The organism is Streptomyces poriticola (assembly GCF_036689765.1).
Classification (GTDB): domain Bacteria; phylum Actinomycetota; class Actinomycetes; order Streptomycetales; family Streptomycetaceae; genus Streptomyces; species Streptomyces poriticola.
Genome location: NZ_JBAGKH010000019.1, coordinates 16,482 through 33,868, shown reverse-complemented (window position 1 = coordinate 33,868; position 17,387 = coordinate 16,482). Strand labels below are relative to the sequence as shown.

At 72.4% G+C, this 17,387-nt stretch carries 17 protein-coding genes; 16 read left to right on the top strand and 1 reads right to left on the bottom strand.

The window, feature by feature from the left end; translation table 11 throughout:
* Window positions 1–6: 6 nt before the first annotated feature.
* The 16 genes from V5O46_RS21715 to V5O46_RS21640 all read left to right on the top strand — a co-directional run bounded on the left by V5O46_RS21715 (window position 7) and on the right by V5O46_RS21640 (window position 16,508).
* A complete protein-coding gene (locus V5O46_RS21715; protein ID WP_332886319.1) occupies window positions 7–750 on the top strand; it encodes a CDP-alcohol phosphatidyltransferase family protein in 744 nt (247 codons plus the stop codon).
* A 5-nt stretch (window positions 751–755) separates the two neighbouring features.
* Window positions 756–1,628 carry a glycosyltransferase family 2 protein gene (locus V5O46_RS21710; RefSeq protein WP_332886318.1) on the top strand — a complete coding sequence of 291 codons (873 nt, stop codon included), beginning with the start codon at window positions 756–758 and terminating at the stop codon, window positions 1,626–1,628.
* 100 nt (window positions 1,629–1,728) lie between these two features.
* Complete coding sequence (locus tag V5O46_RS21705; RefSeq protein ID WP_332886317.1) at window positions 1,729–2,658, top strand: ABC transporter permease; 930 nt, start codon at window positions 1,729–1,731, stop codon at window positions 2,656–2,658.
* The gene (locus V5O46_RS21700) at window positions 2,651–3,430 is read left to right on the top strand and encodes an ABC transporter ATP-binding protein (RefSeq protein ID WP_332886316.1); all 780 of its coding nucleotides are present in this window, start codon (window positions 2,651–2,653) and stop codon (window positions 3,428–3,430) included. Before V5O46_RS21705 ends, V5O46_RS21700 begins: the two co-directional genes overlap by 8 nt.
* 357 nt (window positions 3,431–3,787) lie before the next feature.
* A complete protein-coding gene (gene hpnC / locus V5O46_RS21695; RefSeq protein WP_332886389.1) occupies window positions 3,788–4,699 on the top strand; it encodes a squalene synthase HpnC in 912 nt (303 codons plus the stop codon).
* Window positions 4,696–5,646, top strand: coding sequence for a presqualene diphosphate synthase HpnD (hpnD, locus tag V5O46_RS21690; protein ID WP_332886315.1), 951 nt, complete (start codon window positions 4,696–4,698; stop codon window positions 5,644–5,646). Before hpnC ends, hpnD begins: the two co-directional genes overlap by 4 nt.
* Entirely contained in the window at window positions 5,646–5,792 is a 147-nt protein-coding gene (locus tag V5O46_RS21685; protein WP_332886314.1) for a DUF6380 family protein, read from the top strand. Before hpnD ends, V5O46_RS21685 begins: the two co-directional genes overlap by 1 nt.
* A complete protein-coding gene (gene hpnE / locus V5O46_RS21680) occupies window positions 5,789–7,246 on the top strand; it encodes a hydroxysqualene dehydroxylase HpnE (protein WP_332886313.1) in 1,458 nt (485 codons plus the stop codon). Before V5O46_RS21685 ends, hpnE begins: the two co-directional genes overlap by 4 nt.
* A gap of 65 nt (window positions 7,247–7,311) precedes the next feature.
* Window positions 7,312–8,376 (top strand): polyprenyl synthetase family protein, encoded by a 1,065-nt coding sequence (locus V5O46_RS21675; RefSeq protein ID WP_332886388.1) that lies wholly within the window; start codon window positions 7,312–7,314, stop codon window positions 8,374–8,376.
* 116 nt (window positions 8,377–8,492) lie between these two features.
* The gene (shc, locus tag V5O46_RS21670) at window positions 8,493–10,541 is read left to right on the top strand and encodes a squalene--hopene cyclase (RefSeq protein ID WP_332886312.1); all 2,049 of its coding nucleotides are present in this window, start codon (window positions 8,493–8,495) and stop codon (window positions 10,539–10,541) included.
* Window positions 10,541–11,182, top strand: a complete 642-nt coding sequence (locus tag V5O46_RS21665; protein WP_332886311.1) for a phosphorylase family protein — start codon at window positions 10,541–10,543, stop codon at window positions 11,180–11,182. Before shc ends, V5O46_RS21665 begins: the two co-directional genes overlap by 1 nt.
* 5 nt (window positions 11,183–11,187) lie before the next feature.
* Window positions 11,188–12,213, top strand: a complete 1,026-nt coding sequence (gene hpnH / locus V5O46_RS21660; protein WP_332886310.1) for an adenosyl-hopene transferase HpnH — start codon at window positions 11,188–11,190, stop codon at window positions 12,211–12,213.
* Between the two features lie 138 nt (window positions 12,214–12,351).
* Complete coding sequence (gene dxs / locus V5O46_RS21655; RefSeq protein WP_332886309.1) at window positions 12,352–14,319, top strand: 1-deoxy-D-xylulose-5-phosphate synthase; 1,968 nt, start codon at window positions 12,352–12,354, stop codon at window positions 14,317–14,319.
* Window positions 14,320–15,705: an aspartate aminotransferase family protein gene (locus tag V5O46_RS21650; RefSeq protein ID WP_332886308.1), complete on the top strand. Its 1,386-nt coding sequence runs from the start codon at window positions 14,320–14,322 to the stop codon at window positions 15,703–15,705.
* A 63-nt stretch (window positions 15,706–15,768) separates the two neighbouring features.
* The gene (locus V5O46_RS21645; protein ID WP_332886307.1) at window positions 15,769–16,392 is read left to right on the top strand and encodes a helix-turn-helix domain-containing protein; all 624 of its coding nucleotides are present in this window, start codon (window positions 15,769–15,771) and stop codon (window positions 16,390–16,392) included.
* A complete protein-coding gene (locus tag V5O46_RS21640; protein ID WP_332886306.1) occupies window positions 16,389–16,508 on the top strand; it encodes a DUF6126 family protein in 120 nt (39 codons plus the stop codon). Before V5O46_RS21645 ends, V5O46_RS21640 begins: the two co-directional genes overlap by 4 nt.
* A 15-nt stretch (window positions 16,509–16,523) precedes the next feature.
* Here the strand turns inward: V5O46_RS21640 and V5O46_RS21635 are convergent, their stop codons facing one another.
* Window positions 16,524–17,321 carry a tyrosine-protein phosphatase gene (locus tag V5O46_RS21635; protein WP_332886305.1) on the bottom strand — a complete coding sequence of 266 codons (798 nt, stop codon included), beginning with the start codon at window positions 17,319–17,321 and terminating at the stop codon, window positions 16,524–16,526.
* Window positions 17,322–17,387: the final 66 nt, after the last annotated feature.

Here is a 17,387-nt window from a genome sequence, read left to right as displayed (position 1 = left end):
CCGGTCGTGCACCCCGCGGGGGTCAAGGACCGGCGCAGCGGTGAGCACTGGGCGGGACGCCTCTACATGCGCGAGGTGTCCCTGCGCGTCGACCGCTACCTGGTGAACACCAGGATCACGCCCAACCAGCTCACGTACCTGATGACCGTCTGCGGCGTCCTCGCGGCCCCGGCCCTGCTGGTGCCGGGGATCGCGGGCGCCGTGCTCGGCGTGCTCGCCGTCCAGCTCTACCTGCTGCTCGACTGCGTGGACGGCGAGATCGCCCGCTGGCGGAAGCAGTACTCCCTCGGCGGCGTCTACCTGGACCGGGTCGGCGCCTATCTGACGGACGCCGCCGTGCTCGTCGGCCTCGGCCTGCGCGCCGCCGACCTGTGGGGCACCGGCCGGATCGACTGGCTGTGGGCCTTCCTGGGTACCCTGGCCGCCCTCGGCGCGATCCTGATCAAGGCCGAGACCGACCTGGTCGGCGTCGCTCGCCACCAGGCCGGGCTGCCCCCCGTCCAGGAGGCCGCCGCCGAGCCGCGCTCCTCCGGCATGGCGCTGGCCCGCCGGGCCGCCGCCGCCCTGAAGTTCCACCGCCTGATCCTCGGCATCGAGGCCTCGCTGCTCATCCTGGTCCTCGCCATCGCCGACGCCGTCCACGGCGACCTGTTCTTCACCCGTCTCGGCACCGCCGTGCTCGCCGGTATCGCCCTGCTGCAGACCCTGCTGCACCTGGTGTCCGTGCTGGCCTCCAGCAGGCTGAGGTGAGTGCCGTGAAGGTGGGGGCCGTCATCATCACCATGGGCAACCGGCCCGCCGAGCTGCGCGCCCTGATCGACTCGGTCGCCAAGCAGGACGGCGACCCGGTCGAGGTCGTCGTCGTCGGCAACGGCTCGCCGGTCCCGGACGTCCCCGACGGCGTCCGCACCGTCGAGCTGCCCGAGAACCTCGGCATCCCCGGCGGCCGCAACGTCGGCATCGAGGCCTTCGGCCCCGGCGGCCGGGACGTCGACATCCTGCTCTTCCTCGACGACGACGGCCTGCTTGCCCGCCCCGACACCGCCGAGCTGTGCCGCGAGGCGTTCGCCGCCGACCCCCGGCTCGGCATCGTCAGCTTCCGCATCGCCGACCCGGACACCGGCCTCACCCAGCGCCGGCACGTGCCCCGGCTGCGTGCCGCCGACCCGATGCGCTCCTCCCGGGTCACCACCTTCCTGGGCGGCGCCAACGCCGTGCGCACCGAGGTCTTCGAGCAGGTCGGCGGTCTGCCGGACGAGTTCTTCTACGCCCACGAGGAGACCGACCTGGCCTGGCGCGCCCTGGACGGAGGCTGGATGATCGACTACCGCTCCGACATGGTGCTGTACCACCCGACGACCGCCCCGTCGCGGCACGCCGTCTACCACCGCATGGTCGCCCGCAACCGCGTCTGGCTGGCCCGCCGCAACCTGCCCGCCCCCCTGGTCCCCGTCTACCTCGGGGTCTGGATGCTGCTCACCCTGGTGCGCCGCCCCTCCCGCCCGGCCCTGCGTGCCTGGTTCGGCGGCTTCCGCGAGGGCTGGAGCACCCCCTGCGGCCCCCGCCGTCCCATGAAGTGGCGTACGGTGTGGCGGCTGACCCGACTGGGCCGTCCTCCGGTGATCTGACAAGCTCGTGTCCGAGCGCCCCGGGGCGGCAGGTCCCCGGGCCGCAGGCCGACGCCATGCCCGCGCGGGCTGCGCATCTCGAAGACGAAAGTTTCCACTAGTGAGTGAGACAACGCACGACGGCACGGTCGCGCTGACCGCACCCGTGGCACCCGACGAGGGCCTCACGGCGGCCCAGCTCGCCGCCGAGCACGGGCTGACCGTCAGCGGCGCCCGTCCGTCCCTCGTCGAGTACGTCCGGCAGCTCTGGGGACGGCGGCACTTCATCCTCGCCTTCTCCCAGGCGAAGGTGACCGCCCAGTACAGCCAGGCCAAGCTGGGCCAGCTGTGGCAGGTGGCCACACCACTGCTCAACGCGCTCGTCTACTTCCTGATCTTCGGTCTGATCCTCAACGCCAGCCGCGGCATGCCGAAGGAGGTGTACATCCCGTTCCTGGTGACGGGCGTGTTCGTGTTCACCTTCACCCAGTCCTCGGCGATGGCGGGCGTGCGGGCGATCTCCGGCAACCTGGGCCTGGTACGGGCGCTGCACTTCCCGCGCGCCGCGCTGCCGGTCTCCTTCGCGCTCCAGCAGCTCCAGCAGCTGCTGGCCTCGATGGTCGTACTGGTCGCGGTGACGGTGGGCTTCGGCAGCTACCCGAGCCTGTCGTGGCTGCTGATCATCCCGACGCTGGCCCTGCAGTTCCTGTTCAACACCGGCCTCGCCCTGATCGTGGCCCGGATGGGCGCCAAGACGCCGGACCTGGCCCAGCTGATGCCGTTCATCATGCGGACCTGGCTGTACGCGTCCGGCGTGATGTTCTCCATCCCGATCATGCTGGCGGACCACCCGGACTGGATCGCCGATGTGCTCCAGTGGAACCCGGCCGCGATCTACATGGACCTGATGCGCTTCGCGATGATCGACGGGTACGGCTCCGAGAACCTGCCACCGCACGTCTGGGCCGTCGCGCTCGGCTGGGCGGTCGCCGTCGCCGTGGGCGGTTTCGTGTACTTCTGGAAGGCGGAGGAGAGGTACGGCCGTGGCTGACCTGCAGCAGGGCGAGCGGGTTCCCACCGTGATCGCCGACGAACTGCACATCGTCTACCGCGTCAACGGCGCCAAGACCGGCAAGGGCAGCGCCACGGCGGCGCTGAGCCGGATCCTGAAGCGGGGCGAGGAGCGCGGCGTGCGCAAGGTGCACGCCGTGCGCGGTGTCTCCTTCGTCGCCTACCGGGGCGAGGCCATCGGCCTGATCGGATCCAACGGTTCCGGCAAGTCCACCCTGCTGCGGGCCATCGCCGGCCTGCTGCCCGCCGAGCGGGGCAGGGTCTACACCGACGGCCAGCCCTCCCTGCTCGGCGTGAACGCGGCCCTGATGAACGACCTCACCGGCGAACGGAACGTCATATTGGGCGGGCTCGCCATGGGCATGACCCGCGAGCAGATCAAGGCCCGTTACCAGGGCATCGTCGACTTCTCCGGCATCAACGAGAAGGGCGACTTCATCACGCTGCCGATGCGGACCTACTCCTCCGGTATGGCGGCCCGCCTCCGCTTCTCCATCGCCGCGGCCAAGGACCACGACGTCCTCATGATCGACGAGGCGCTGGCCACCGGCGACCGCAAGTTCCAGACCCGCTCCGAGGAGCGCATCCGCGAGCTGCGCAAGGAGGCCGGCACCGTCTTCCTGGTCAGTCACAACAACAAGTCGATCCGCGACACCTGCAACCGCGTCCTGTGGCTGGAGCGCGGTGAGCTGCGGATGGACGGGCCCACCGAAGAGGTCCTCAAGGAGTACGAGAAGTTCACCGGCAAGTAACCGGAGGACGCGGGCCCCGCCGGAACCTCTCCGGCGGGGCCCGCGTCTGCAGAAGAAGTGCCAACTCCGGCCGGGTGCCGGAATCTTGGGGCCGATCGGTGTGTTGCTGTGGGGCGCAGGGCCCCCAGGAACGCCCCACCGAGTTGTACAACGTAAGCTGTACCGGTCCCCAAACGCGGCACATGGGGCGATAATGCCCGACACCCTCGGCCGTGGCCGCCGCACGGTCGGCCGGGCGGCGTGTCCAAAATAGTGTGTATTGGGTCGGCAGTGTAGAACGGGAGATGTGACGGCAATGGCTACGGATACTCCCCACCTCCGCTCAGCATGCGCCGTCCCCGTCCCGGGCAGCCGGCGGTGACGGTCACCGGCGCGGCGCGGGCCGCCGACCCGGTGCGCGGCACGCTGGACAAGGCCGCGGACGAGAACTTCCCGGTGGCCCCGTTCTTCCTGCCCCGGGCCTGGCGCACCGACCTGATGGCGGTGTACGGCTTCGCCCGGCTGGTCGACGACATCGGCGACGGCGACCTCGCCCCCGGCGGCGCCGACGCCCGCCTTCTCGGTGTCCCGCCCGAGCACGCCGGCGACCGCCTCACCCTGCTCGACGCCTTCGAGGCCGACCTGCACCGGGTCTTCGACCCGCACGACCGGGCGCCGCGCCACCCTCTGCTGCGCCGCCTGCTGCCGACGGTCCGCCGCTGTACGCTCACCCCCGGGCCGTTCCTCGCTCTGATCGCCGCCAACCGCCAGGACCAGTTGGTGCGGCGCTACGAGACCCATGACGACCTCCTCGCCTACTGCGAGCTGTCCGCCAACCCGGTCGGCCGTCTGGTGCTCGCCGTCACCGGCACGGCCACCCCCGAGCGGATCCGCCGCTCCGACGCGATCTGCACCGCACTGCAGATCGTCGAGCACCTCCAGGACGTCGCCGAGGACCTCGCCCGGGACCGGATCTATCTGCCCGCCGAGGACATGAAGCGCTTCGACGTCCAGGAGGCCGATCTCGCCGCCGCGTCGGCCGGCGCACCGGTGCGTGCCCTGATCGCCCACGAAGCGCAACGCGCCCGCGATCTGCTGAATGAAGGCGCGCCTCTGGTGGGTAGCGTCCACGGCAGGCTCAGGCTGCTGCTCGCGGGATTCGTGGCAGGAGGAAGGGCGGCCGTCCGGGCGATCGCCGCCGCCGACTACGACGTACTTCCCGGCCCGCCCAAGCCCGGCAAGGTCCAGTTGCTGCGCGAGGCGGGCGCGACCCTGCGAGGAGAGAGGTGATCCGGACCGTGGAGCCGCCGGCACACGTGTCTGCACCGGTACTCGCCGCCTACGGCTACTGCGAGACGGTCACCGGACAGCAGGCACGCAACTTCGCGTACGGCATCCGCCTGCTGCCGGCGTCCAAGCGCCGTGCGATGTCGGCGCTGTACGCGTTCTCGCGCCGCGTCGACGACATCGGCGACGGCGCGCTCGCCGACGACGTCAAGACGGCCCGACTGGAGGACACCCGGTCGCTGCTCACCCGCATCCGCGAGGGCGCGGTCGACGAGGACGACACCGACCCGGTCGCCGTCGCCCTCACCCACGCCGCGCGGGTCTTCCCGATCCCGCTCGGCGGACTCGACGAGCTGATCGACGGCGTCCAGATGGACGTCCGCGGCGAGACCTACGAGACCTGGGACGACCTGAAGGTCTACTGCCGGTGCGTGGCCGGAGCCATCGGGCGGCTCTCGCTCGGCGTCTTCGGCACCGAGCCGGGAGCGCGCGGCGCCGAGCGCGCGCCCGAGTACGCCGACACGCTCGGGCTGGCGCTCCAGCTCACCAACATCCTGCGGGACATCCGGGAGGACGCCCAGGGCGGACGCACCTATCTGCCCGCCGACGACCTCGCCAAGTTCGGCTGCACGGCCGGGTTCGCCGGGCCGACGCCACCGGAGGGCTCCGACTTCGCGGGCCTGGTCCACTTCGAGGTGCGGCGGGCCCGCGCCCTGTTCGCCGAGGGCTACCGGCTGCTGCCCCTGCTCGACCGCCGCAGCGGTGCCTGCGTCGCCGCCATGGCCGGCATCTACCGCCGGCTGCTCGACCGCATCGAACGCGACCCCGGGGCCGTGCTCCGGGGCCGGGTCTCGCTGCCCGGACGCGAGAAGGCCTACGTCGCCGTGCGCGGCCTGTCCGGACTGGACGCCCGGCACATGACCCGGCGGACCGTCAGGAGGCGCGCCTGATGACCTGCTCCGGAACACCGGCCGCGGAGGACGCCGCCAGGGACGAACGGACCGCAACCCTCCACTGGCGCGCCGCGTCCCTGACTGAGACGGTCGGCCGTACACCGTTCGACCACTGCCGCCGCGCAGGGGAGGGTGCACGATGACCCACGGCCACGGCCCGCAGACCGACGGGGCGCCCGCCGGCGTCCCGACCCGAGCCCTGTCCGAGGGCACCGCATCGTCCGGCAGGCACGCCGTCGTGGTCGGCGGCGGGCTCGCCGGCGTCACCGCGGCACTGGCGCTCGCCGACGCCGGGGTGCGCGTCACCCTCCTGGAGGGCCGGCCGCGGCTGGGCGGACTCGCCTTCTCCTTCCGGCGCGGCGACCTGACCGTGGACAACGGCCAGCACGTCTATCTGCGCTGCTGCACCGCGTACCGCTGGTTCCTCGACCGCATCGGGGGCGCGCGGCTGGCGCCGCTCCAGCACCGCCTCGACGTGCCCGTCGTCGACGTCGACAAGCCCGAGGGCCGACGTCTCGGCCGGCTGCGGCGCGATCCGCTGCCCGTACCGCTGCACCTGGGGCGCAGCCTCGCCGCCTATCCGCACCTCTCGCTCGCCGACCGGGCCGGGGTGGGCCGGGCCGCGCTCGCGCTCAAGGGACTCGACCTCGCCGATCCGGCCCTGGACACGCAGGACTTCGGCAGCTGGCTGGCCGCCCACGGCCAGTCGGCGCGCGCCGTCGAGGCCCTGTGGGACCTGGTCGGGGTCGCCACCCTCAACGCGGTGGCGGGGGAGACCTCCCTGTCGCTCGCCGCGATGGTGTTCAAGACCGGTCTGCTGTCCGACCCGGGCGCGGCCGACATCGGCTGGGCCCGCGTCCCGCTGGGCGAACTGCACGACGGGCTGGCCCGCAGGGCGCTCGACTCCGCGGGCGTCCGCACCGAACTCCGGACACGCGTCACCTCCCTCTCCCAACACGGCAACGGAGGCTGGAGCGTTCAGGTTCCGGGCGAGACGCTCGACGCGGACGCCGTCGTCCTCGCCGTACCGCAGCGCGAGGCGCACGACCTGCTGCCCGCCGGCGCGCTCGACGCCCCCGGGCGGCTGCTGGAGATCGGCACCGCTCCCATCCTCAACGTCCATGTCGTCTACGACCGGAAGGTCCTCGACGCGCCGTTCCTGACCGCCCTCGGCACCCCCGTGCAGTGGGTGTTCGACCGCACCGAGGCCTCCGGTCTGCAGGAGGGGCAGTACCTGGCGCTGTCCCAGTCGGCCGCCCGGGACGAGATCGACCTGCCCGTCGCCGCGCTGCGCGAGCGGTACCTGCCCGAACTGCGGCGGCTGCTGCCGCACACCCGCGGCGCCGAGGTCCGGGACTTCTTCGTGACCAGGGAGCGCACCGCGACCTTCGCCCCCGCTCCCGGCGTCGGACGCCTCAGGCCCGGCGCCCGCACCCGGGCCCCCGGCCTCTGCCTGGCCGGAGCGTGGACCGCCACCGGGTGGCCCGCGACCATGGAGAGCGCGGTCCGCAGTGGTGTCGGCGCGGCCGGAGCCGCACTCGCCGCCCTGGGCCGGTCCCGCGATCGCCTCCCCGGCTTCTTCGAGGAGGCGGCGTGAAGACCGTTCCGCGAGGGACCTCCCGCACCCCCGGCACCGCAACTGGAGGAGAGACTGTGCCCACTGTGCCCCCGGCCCCGGCGGCCGATCCACGGACCACGGTGGACGTGACCGCGCTGCTCGAGCGCGGCCGGACCCTGGCCACGCCCGTCCTGCGGGCCGCCGTCGACCGTCTTGCTCCTCCCATGGACACCGTCGCCGCCTATCACTTCGGCTGGATCGACGCCCAGGGCAACCCCGCCGAGGGCGACGGCGGCAAGGCCGTCCGCCCGGCCCTCGCGGTGCTCTCCGCCGAGGTCACCGGAGCCGCCCCGGAGACCGGCGTGCCCGGCGCGGTCGCCGTGGAGCTGGTGCACAACTTCTCCCTGCTGCACGACGACCTGATGGACGGCGACGAACAGCGCCGGCACCGCGACACCGTCTGGAAGGTGCACGGCCCGGCCCAGGCCATCCTGGTCGGGGACGCCCTGTTCGCCCTGGCCAGCGAGGTGCTGCTGGAGCTCGGCACGGTCGAGGCGGGCCGGGCGACCCGCCGGCTGACCACCGCCACCCGCGCCCTGATCGACGGTCAGGCGCAGGACATCTCCTACGAGCACCGCGACCGGGTCAGCGTCGAGGAGTGCCTGGAGATGGAGGGCAACAAGACCGGTGCCCTGCTGGCCTGCGCCAGCTCCATCGGCGCGGTCCTCGGCGGCGCCGACGAGCGCACCGCCGACGCCCTGGAGCGCTACGGCTACCACCTCGGCCTGGCCTTCCAGGCCGTGGACGACCTCCTCGGCATCTGGGGCGACCCGGAGGCCACCGGCAAGCAGACCTGGAGCGACCTGCGCCAGCGCAAGAAGTCCCTTCCGGTCGTCGCCGCGCTGGCGGCGGGCGGCCCGGCCTCCGAGCGCCTCGGCGAGATGCTCGCCGCCGACGCCAAGGGCAGCGACGTCGAGAACTTCTCCGAGGAGGAGTTCGCGGCCCGTGCCGCCCTGATCGAGAAGGCCGGCGGCCGGGACTGGACCGCCGAGGAGGCGCGCCGCCAGCACACCATCGCCCTCGACGCTCTCGACGCCGTCGGCATGCCCGCCGAGACCCGGAGCCGGTTCACGGCGCTCGCCGACTTCGTCGTCGTACGAAAGAGATGATCACTATCGGTCGAATAGCCCTCGCGTAGTCGCCGGCCGGTGCCGCGGGCAAGCACACCGGCCGACGGCGGACCCACAGCAGACGCACCACTTGCACACTGCACGAAGGGGAAGCCATGACAGCGACGACCGACGGAAGCACCGGGGCCACCCTGCCGCCCCGCGCAGCCGCGGCCAGCGAAACCGACAGTCCCGCACCCGAGACGGCCGGGGCAGGGCCCACACCCGCAGACGCCGTCCGGCGCGCCACCGACTTCCTGCTCTCCCGCCAGGACGCCGAGGGCTGGTGGAAGGGCGACCTCGAGACGAACGTCTCCATGGACGCCGAGGACCTCCTGCTCCGCCAGTTCCTCGGCATCCTGGACGAGGACACCGCGCGGGCCGCCGCCCTGTTCGTCCGCGGCGAGCAGCGCGCCGACGGGACCTGGGCCACCTTCTACGGCGGCCCCGGCGACCTGTCCGCCACCATCGAGGCGTACGTCGCCCTGCGGCTGGCCGGCGACACCCCCGACGACCCGCACATGGCGCGGGCCTCCGCATGGATCCGCGGGCAGGGCGGCATCGCCGCAGCCCGCGTGTTCACCCGGATCTGGCTCGCCCTGTTCGGCTGGTGGAAGTGGGAGGACCTGCCCGAACTCCCGCCGGAACTCATCTGGTTCCCGCGCTGGGTGCCGCTCAACATCTACGACTTCGGCTGCTGGGCCCGGCAGACCATCGTCCCGCTCACGGTCGTCTCCGCCAAGCGCCCGGTGCGCCCCGCCCCCTTCCCGCTCGACGAACTGCACACCGACCCCGCCCTGCCCAACCCGCCCAGGCCGCTCGCCCCGGCCGTCTCCTGGGACGGCGCCTTCCAGCGCCTGGACAAGGGGCTGCACGTGCTGCGCCGGGCGGTGCCCGGACGACTCCGCCGGGCCGCGATGAACACCGCCGCCCGCTGGATCGTGGAGCGGCAGGAGAACGACGGCTGCTGGGGCGGCATCCAGCCGCCCGCCGTGTACTCGATCATCGCGCTGTACCTGCTCGGCTACGACCTCGAGCACCCGGTGATGCGCGAGGGGCTGAAGTCCCTGGACCGGTTCGCCGTGTGGCGCGAGGACGGCGCGCGGATGATCGAGGCCTGCCAGTCCCCGGTCTGGGACACCTGCCTGGCGGTCATCGCCCTGGCCGACGCCGGGGTGCCCGCCGACCACACGCAGCTGGTGAAGGCCGCCGACTGGATGCTCGGCGAGCAGATCGTACGCCCCGGCGACTGGGCGGTGCGCCGGCCCGGACTTCCGCCCGGCGGCTGGGCGTTCGAGTTCCACAACGACAACTACCCCGACATCGACGACACCGCCGAGGTGGTCCTGGCCCTGCGCCGGGTGCGCCACCACGACCCGGAGCGGGTGGAGAAGGCCATCGGCCGCGGGGTGCGCTGGAACCTCGGGATGCAGTCGCGGAACGGCGCCTGGGGCGCCTTCGACGTCGACAACACCAGCCCGTTCCCCAACCGGCTGCCGTTCTGCGACTTCGGCGAGGTCATCGACCCGCCGTCCGCCGATGTCACCGCGCACGTCGTCGAGATGCTCGCGGCCGAGGGGCTGGCCCACGACCCGCGCACCCGGCGCGGCATCGCCTGGCTGCTGGCCGAACAGGAGCCGGACGGCTCGTGGTTCGGGCGCTGGGGCGTCAACTACGTCTACGGCACCGGGTCCGTGGTCCCCGCCCTGGTCGCGGCCGGCTTCCCCGGCTCGCACCCGGCGATCCGGCGGGCCGTCGGCTGGCTGGAGTCCGCGCAGAACGACGACGGCGGCTGGGGCGAGGACCTGCGCTCCTACCAGGACGTCCGGCAATGGAGCGGCAAGGGCGCCTCCACCGCCTCCCAGACGGCCTGGGCGCTGCTGGCCCTGCTGGCGGCGGGGGAGAGGGACTCCAAGGCCGTCGAGCGGGGCGTCGAGTGGCTCACCAGCACCCAGCGGGAGGACGGCTCCTGGGACGAGCCGCACTTCACCGGCACCGGTTTCCCCTGGGACTTCTCCATCAACTACCACCTGTACCGGCAGGTCTTCCCGCTCACCGCACTCGGCCGGTACGTGCACGGCGAGCCCGCCGTGCTGCGGCAGCGGGCGGACCGGCGTGGCGACCGGCCGGCGGACCGGCCCGCCGCCGAGCCGAAGGCCGGCTGATGGGCGCGACGCCCGCCCCGGCCCCGCTGCTGATCGCCTGCGCGCTCGGCATCGAGCACCTCGCCCTGCGCGCCGGCGAGCGCGGCGGTGCCGACGGGCCGGTCACGGTGGTGCGCACCGGCATGGGGCCGAAGGCGGCCGAGCGTTGCGTCACCCGGCTGCTCGGCGACCCGGGACTGGCCGGCGCCGCCGTACTGGCCACCGGTTTCTGCGCGGGGCTGGCCCCCGGCATGCACCCCGGCGACCTGATCGTCGCCGAGGAGACCCGCGACCCGCGCGGCAGCGTCGGCTGCGTCGGAACCGAGCTGCTGGTCAAGGAACTGGCGCGGGCCGTGCCCGGGCGCACCGTGCACACCGGGCCGCTGACCGGCTCCGACCACGTGGTCCGCGGTCCCGAGCGCGCCGACCTGCGGGCGACCGGCGCCATCGCGGTCGACATGGAGTCCGCGGCCACGCTGCTGACCGCCGTGCGCACCGGCGAACGCCCCGTTGCCGCCGTCCGGGTGGTCGTGGACGCTCCGGAGCACGAGCTGGTCCGGATCGGCACGGTGCGCGGTGGAATATCGGCTTTCCGAGTTCTCCGTTCAGTCCTCCCCGCTTTCTTCGAATGGCACCGATCCCTGCTGCTCCCCAGGAGGTGAGCCAGATGGCCATGCCGATGCGCCAGTCCATCAAGGTCGCTACTTACTTGGCCGAACAGAAGCTCCGCAGGCGGGACAAGTTTCCGCTGATCGTCGAGTTGGAGCCGCTCTTCGCCTGCAATCTGAAATGCGAGGGGTGCGGCAAGATCCAGCATCCGGCCGGGGTGCTCAAGCAGCGCATGCCGGTGGCCCAGGCCGTCGGGGCGGTGCTGGAGTCCGGGGCCCCGATGGTCTCCATCGCCGGCGGCGAGCCCCTGATGCACCCGCAGATCGACGAGATCGTGCGCCAGCTGGTGGCCAGACGGAAGTACGTCTTCCTGTGCACCAACGCCATGCTGCTGCGCAAGAAGATGGACAAGTTCACGCCCTCCCCCTATTTCGCCTTCGCGGTGCACATCGACGGGCTGCGGGAGCGGCACGACGAGTCCGTGGCGAAGGAGGGCGTCTTCGACGAGGCGGTGGCGGCCATCAAGGAGGCCAAGCAGCGCGGCTTCCGGGTCACCACCAACTCCACCTTCTTCAACACCGACACCCCGCAGACCGTCATCGAGGTGCTCAACTACCTCAACGACGACCTCAAGGTCGACGAGATGATGATCTCGCCCGCGTACGCCTACGAGAAGGCGCCCGACCAGGAGCACTTCCTCGGCGTGGAGCAGACCCGCGAGCTGTTCAAGAAGGCCTTCGCGGGCGGCAACCGGCGCCGCTGGCGGCTCAACCACTCGCCGCTCTTCCTGGACTTCCTGGAGGGCAGGGTCGACTTCCCGTGCACCGCCTGGGCGATCCCGAACTACTCGCTGTTCGGCTGGCAGCGGCCCTGCTATCTGATGAGCGACGGGTACGTGTCCTCCTACCGCGAGCTGATCGAGGAGACCGACTGGGACCGCTACGGCCGCGGCAAGGACCCGCGCTGCGCCAACTGCATGGCGCACTGCGGCTACGAACCGACCGCGGTGCTCGCCACCATGGGATCCCTGAAGGAGTCGCTGCGCGCGATGCGCGAGACGGTCTCGTCCGGAAACCGGGAGTGACCACGTGACCGGCGTCCCGCCGGGCGTTCCCGGGACACCCGGCCGGCCGGTCGCGGAGCAGACGGAACAGGACGGCACGTCGGGGGAGCGGGCCGTCACCGTGAGCTGAAACAGCACGGACCGAGAGGGGGCCCGAGCGTGACGATTCTGGAGACCATCCGGGGACCACGTGACCTGAAGGCGCTGTCCGAGGCGGAACTCGGCGAACTGTCCCACGAAATACGCGACTTCCTGATCCAGGCGGTCGCCCGCACCGGCGGACACCTCGGGCCCAACCTGGGGGTGGTGGAACTCACCGTCGCCCTGCACCGGGTCTTCGAGTCACCGGTCGACCGCATCCTCTGGGACACCGGTCACCAGAGCTACGTCCACAAGCTGCTGACGGGCCGCCAGGACTTCTCCAAGCTGCGCGGCAAGGGCGGACTGTCCGGCTACCCCTCGCGAGAGGAGTCCGAGCACGACGTCATCGAGAACAGCCATGCCTCCGCCGCGCTCGGCTGGGCCGACGGCCTGGCCAAGGCCCGCCGGGTGCAGGGGGAGAAGGGCCATGTGGTGGCGGTCGTCGGCGACGGCGCGCTCACCGGCGGCATGGCCTGGGAGGCGCTGAACAACATCGCCGCGGCCAAGGACCGGCCGCTGATCATCGTCGTCAACGACAACGAACGCTCCTACGCCCCCACCATCGGCGGCCTCGCGGACCATCTCGCCACGCTGCGCACCACCGACGGCTACGAGCGGGTGCTGGCCTGGGGCAAGGGCGTCCTGCAGCGCACCCCCGTGGTCGGCAACACCGTCTACGAGGCCCTGCACGGCGCGAAGAAGGGCTTCAAGGACGCCTTCGCCCCGCAGGGCCTGTTCGAGGACCTCGGCCTGAAGTACGTCGGCCCCGTCGACGGACACGACATCCGAGCGGTCGAGTCGGCGCTGCGCCGCGCCAAACGCTTCCACGGGCCGGTGCTGGTGCACTGCCTCACCGAGAAGGGCCGCGGCTACGAACCCGCCCTCGCCCACGAGGAGGACCACTTCCACACCGTGGGGGTGATGGACCCGCTCACCTGCGCGCCGATCGGCCCGTCCGGCGGGCCGTCCTGGACCTCGGTGTTCGGCGACGAGATGGTGCGGATCGGCGAGGAGCGCGACGACGTCGTGGCGATCACCGCGGCCATGCTGCACCCGGTCGGTCTCGGCCGGTTCGCGGAGCGGTTCCCCGACCGGGTCTGGGACGTCGGCATCGCCGAGCAGCACGCCGTGGTGTCCGCGGCCGGACTGGCGACCGGCGGACTGCACCCGGTCGTCGCCGTCTACGCCACCTTCCTCAACCGCGCCTTCGACCAGCTCCTGATGGACGTGGCACTGCACCGCTGCGGGGTGACCTTCGTCCTGGACCGGGCCGGCGTCACCGGCGCCGACGGACCCTCCCACAACGGCATGTGGGACCTGTCCGTCCTGCAGGCCGTCCCCGGTCTGCGGATCGCCGCGCCGCGCGACGCCGACCAGCTCCGCGCCCAGCTGCGCGAGGCCGTCGCCGTCGACGACGCCCCCACGCTGGTGCGCTACCCCAAGGAGACCGCGGGCCCGGCCGTGCCCGCCGTCGACCGGGCCGGTGGCATGGACGTCCTGCACGCCGACGACCGTCCCGAGGTGCTGCTGGTCTCCGTCGGCGCGCTGGCCCCCCGCTGCCTCGAGGCCGCCGGACTGCTCCGCGCCCGGGGCACCGGCTGCACCGTCGTCGACCCGCGCTGGGTCAAGCCCGTGGACGCCGCGCTGCCGCCGCTCGCCGCCCGGCACCGCCTGGTGGCCGTGGTCGAGGACAACAGCCGTGCGGCCGGCGTCGGCTCGGCGGTGGCACTGGCACTCGGCGATGCCGAAGTCGACGTGCCCGTCCGGCGGTTCGGGATCCCCGGACAGTTCCTCGCCCACGCCAAGCGCGCCGAGGTGCTCGCCGACATCGGCCTGACGCCCGTGGAGATCGCCGGCCGGATCAGCGCGGCGCTGGCCGTGCAGGAAGCCGACCGGGAAGGCCACGAGGAAGCCGGCGGCGCGGCCTCCGTCGAACAGGAGCCTCGGGGCGGCCGGGCCGTCACGTCAGCCCAAGGAGAAAACTGAATGACCAAGGAGTTCGACCTCGGCGCCCTGCTGGCCGAACGCGGCGCCGAGCGGTACGAGCTGCACGGCCGGTACCTCAATGCGCAGCTTCCGCGCATGCTGCGCACCATCGGCTTCGACAAGGTCTACGAGCGCGCCGAGGGCGCCTACTTCTGGGACACGGACGGCAACGACTACCTGGACATGCTCGCCGGGTTCGGGGTGATGGGCCTGGGCCGGCACCATCCCGTCGTCCGGAAGGCACTCCACGATGTCCTCGACGCCTCCCTGGCCGACCTGACCCGCTTCGACTGCCAGCCGCTGCCGGGACTGCTGGCCGAGCGGCTGCTGTCGTACAGCCCCCACCTGGACCGGGTGTTCTTCGGCAACAGCGGCACCGAGGCGGTCGAGGGCGCGCTGAAGTTCGCCCGGTACGTCACCGGCAGGCCCCGCGTGCTGTACTGCGCGCACGCCTTCCACGGGCTGACCACCGGCTCGCTCTCCGTCAACGGCGAGGCCGGGTTCCGGGACGGCTTCGCCCCGCTGCTGCCCGACACGCCGGTCCCGCTCGGCGACCTCGACGCCCTGGCCGGGGAGCTGGCCAAGGGCGACGTCGCCGCCCTGATCGTCGAGCCGGTCCAGGGCAAGGGCGTGCACGAGGCCCCGCCCGGGTATCTGCTCGCCGCCCAGGAGCTGCTGCGCCGGCACAAGGCGCTGCTCATCGCCGACGAGGTGCAGACCGGCCTCGGCCGGACCGGCACCTTCTACGCCTACCAGCACGAGGACGGGGTCGAGCCCGACCTGGTCTGCGTGGCCAAGGCGCTGTCCGGGGGCTATGTCCCGGTGGGCGCCACGCTGGGCAGGGACTGGATCTTCAGGAAGGTGTACTCGTCGATGGACCGCGTCCTGGTCCATTCGGCGAGCTTCGGCTCCAACGCCCAGGCCATGGCCGCCGGGCTGGCGGTGCTGGCCGTGCTGGAGGACGAGCAGATCGTGGCCAACGCGGCGGCCACCGGCGCACTGCTGAGGTCCCGGCTGGCCGCGCTGGTGGACCGCTACGAACTGCTCTCCGAGGTGCGTGGCCGGGGGCTGATGATCGGCATCGAGTTCGGCAGGCCGCGGTCGATGCGGCTGCGCAGCCGCTGGTCCATGCTGCAGGCCGCGCGCAAGGGGCTGTTCGCACAGATGGTGGTCGCCCCGCTGATGCACCGGCACCGGATTCTCACCCAGGTCTCCGGAGACCAGATGGAGGTGATCAAGCTGATCCCGCCGCTGATCATCGGGGAGCGGGAGGTGGACCGGTTCGTGGACGCCTTCACCGAGGTCATGGAGGATGCCCACAGCGGTGGCGGGCTGCTGTGGGACTTCGGCAAGACCCTGGTCAAGCAGGCGGTGGCGAACCACTGAGAGGATTTTGCCTCTCGGGCAAGAAAATTGCCCCTGAGGCACTCGCTCGGGCTCAATGGACGTATGACCGTTTCCGAGCCCGACCCGCCGGACGGCCCCGCCGACGCGATGTCCGCGGTGGCACCGCAGCTGCGGGCCCTGCGCCGGCGGGCCGCCCTCACCCTGGAGGCCGCGGCCCGCGCGGCGGGACTGTCGCCGGCCCACCTCTCCCGGCTGGAGACCGGGCAGCGGCAGCCCTCGCTGCCCATGCTGCTCGGCCTGGCCCGGATCTACGGCACCACCGTCTCCGAGCTGCTCGGCGAGACCGCCGCGGACCGCGACGCCGTAGTGCGGGCCGCCGACATGGAGCCGGCCCCGGCGGGCGGCTGGACGTACTGGCAGGCCGGGGCGACCGGGCGCGGCATGCAGGCCCTGCGCGTCCATGTGCCGTACGGGACGCAGGGCGACATGGTGCGGGTGCACCCGGGCGAGGAGTGGCTGTATGTGCTGCGGGGCCGGCTGCGGCTGCACCTCGGTGACACCGTGCACCGGCTCGCTCCCGGCGACAGCGCGCACTTCGACTCGCTGACCCCGCACCGGATCGCCGCCCCGGACCCCGACGGCGTCGACCTGCTGTTCGTCCACACCCTGCTGCAGAGCCCCACGGCCGCGCTGTGCCTGGGCCGCACCACCGGAGAGATGCCATGAGCGACATGGAGGAGAAGTTCCCGCGGGCCCTGTGGGTGCGGCTGATCGTCTACATCGCCGTGGGGCATGTCTTCGCCGCCTTCGTCTATCTGCTCTTCGAGCTCGGGGCGAAGTGAGGGCCTTGGGCGGCCTCAGTCGAGGAGCCGCCCCCGCAGCCGCTCCCGGGTCTCCGGTGTGACGCCCAGCCCCTGCTCCAGATAGGCGTCGACGCCGCCCCAGGTCTCCTCGACGGTCTCGAAGGCCGCCGCCAGATACTCGGCCCGCGCGTCGAACAGGGGGCTGAGCAGCTCCATGACCTCGGGGGAGTAGGCGGAGGCGGAGCTGCTGCTGCGGTGCACCCGGTAGCGGCGGTGCTCGGCGCCGGACTTCAGATAGTCCTCGAGAACGGCCTCGCGCTCCACTCCCACGGCCAGCAGGGTCACCGCCACCGACAGGCCGGCCCGGTCCTTGCCGGCCGCGCAGTGCATCAGGGCGGGGACGCTGTCCTCGGCGAGCGAGTGCAGCACCTGGGAGTGCTCCGCCGTACGCTCCTTGACGATCATGCGGTAGGAGGCGATCATCCGGTCCGCGGCCCTTCCGTCCGCGAGGATGTCGCGGAGCTGGTCCAGATCGCCGTCGCGGACCATCTTCCAGAACTCGGCGCCGTCGGCCGGGTCGGACAGCGGCAGGTTCACATTGCGCACGCCGGGCAGCGCGATATCCGGGCCCTCGAGCTTCTGGTCGGCGGAGTTGCGGAAGTCGAAGATCGTGTGCAGGCCGAGGGCGCCGAGGAACGCGGCGTCCTCCGCCGTGGCGTGCGCCAGGTGCCCGCTGCGGAACAGCACGCCGTGCCGCACCCGGCGGCCGTCCTCGGTCGGCAGGCCGCCCACGTCACGGAAATTGCGCACACCGGCCAGCTCGGGCTCGGTCGACGGGACCTGCTGCGTCACGGGGGCTCCTCCCACTCCGCGCCGCCGGCGCTGATCGTCGGCGGCCACCGACTCGACGATACGGCA

What these genes read in the sequence shown, in the direction of transcription:
- V5O46_RS21685 (WP_332886314.1), top strand. Translation starts at nt 5,646, where the DNA reads ATGACCTGCTCCGGAACACCGGCCGCGGAGGACGCCGCCAGGGACGAA.
- hpnE (WP_332886313.1), top strand. Translation starts at nt 5,789, where the DNA reads ATGACCCACGGCCACGGCCCGCAGACCGACGGGGCGCCCGCCGGCGTC.
- shc (WP_332886312.1), top strand. Translation starts at nt 8,493, where the DNA reads ATGACAGCGACGACCGACGGAAGCACCGGGGCCACCCTGCCGCCCCGC.
- V5O46_RS21665 (WP_332886311.1), top strand. Translation starts at nt 10,541, where the DNA reads ATGGGCGCGACGCCCGCCCCGGCCCCGCTGCTGATCGCCTGCGCGCTC.
- hpnH (WP_332886310.1), top strand. Translation starts at nt 11,188, where the DNA reads ATGGCCATGCCGATGCGCCAGTCCATCAAGGTCGCTACTTACTTGGCC.
- V5O46_RS21650 (WP_332886308.1), top strand. Translation starts at nt 14,320, where the DNA reads ATGACCAAGGAGTTCGACCTCGGCGCCCTGCTGGCCGAACGCGGCGCC.
- V5O46_RS21645 (WP_332886307.1), top strand. Translation starts at nt 15,769, where the DNA reads ATGACCGTTTCCGAGCCCGACCCGCCGGACGGCCCCGCCGACGCGATG.
- V5O46_RS21640 (WP_332886306.1), top strand. Translation starts at nt 16,389, where the DNA reads ATGAGCGACATGGAGGAGAAGTTCCCGCGGGCCCTGTGGGTGCGGCTG.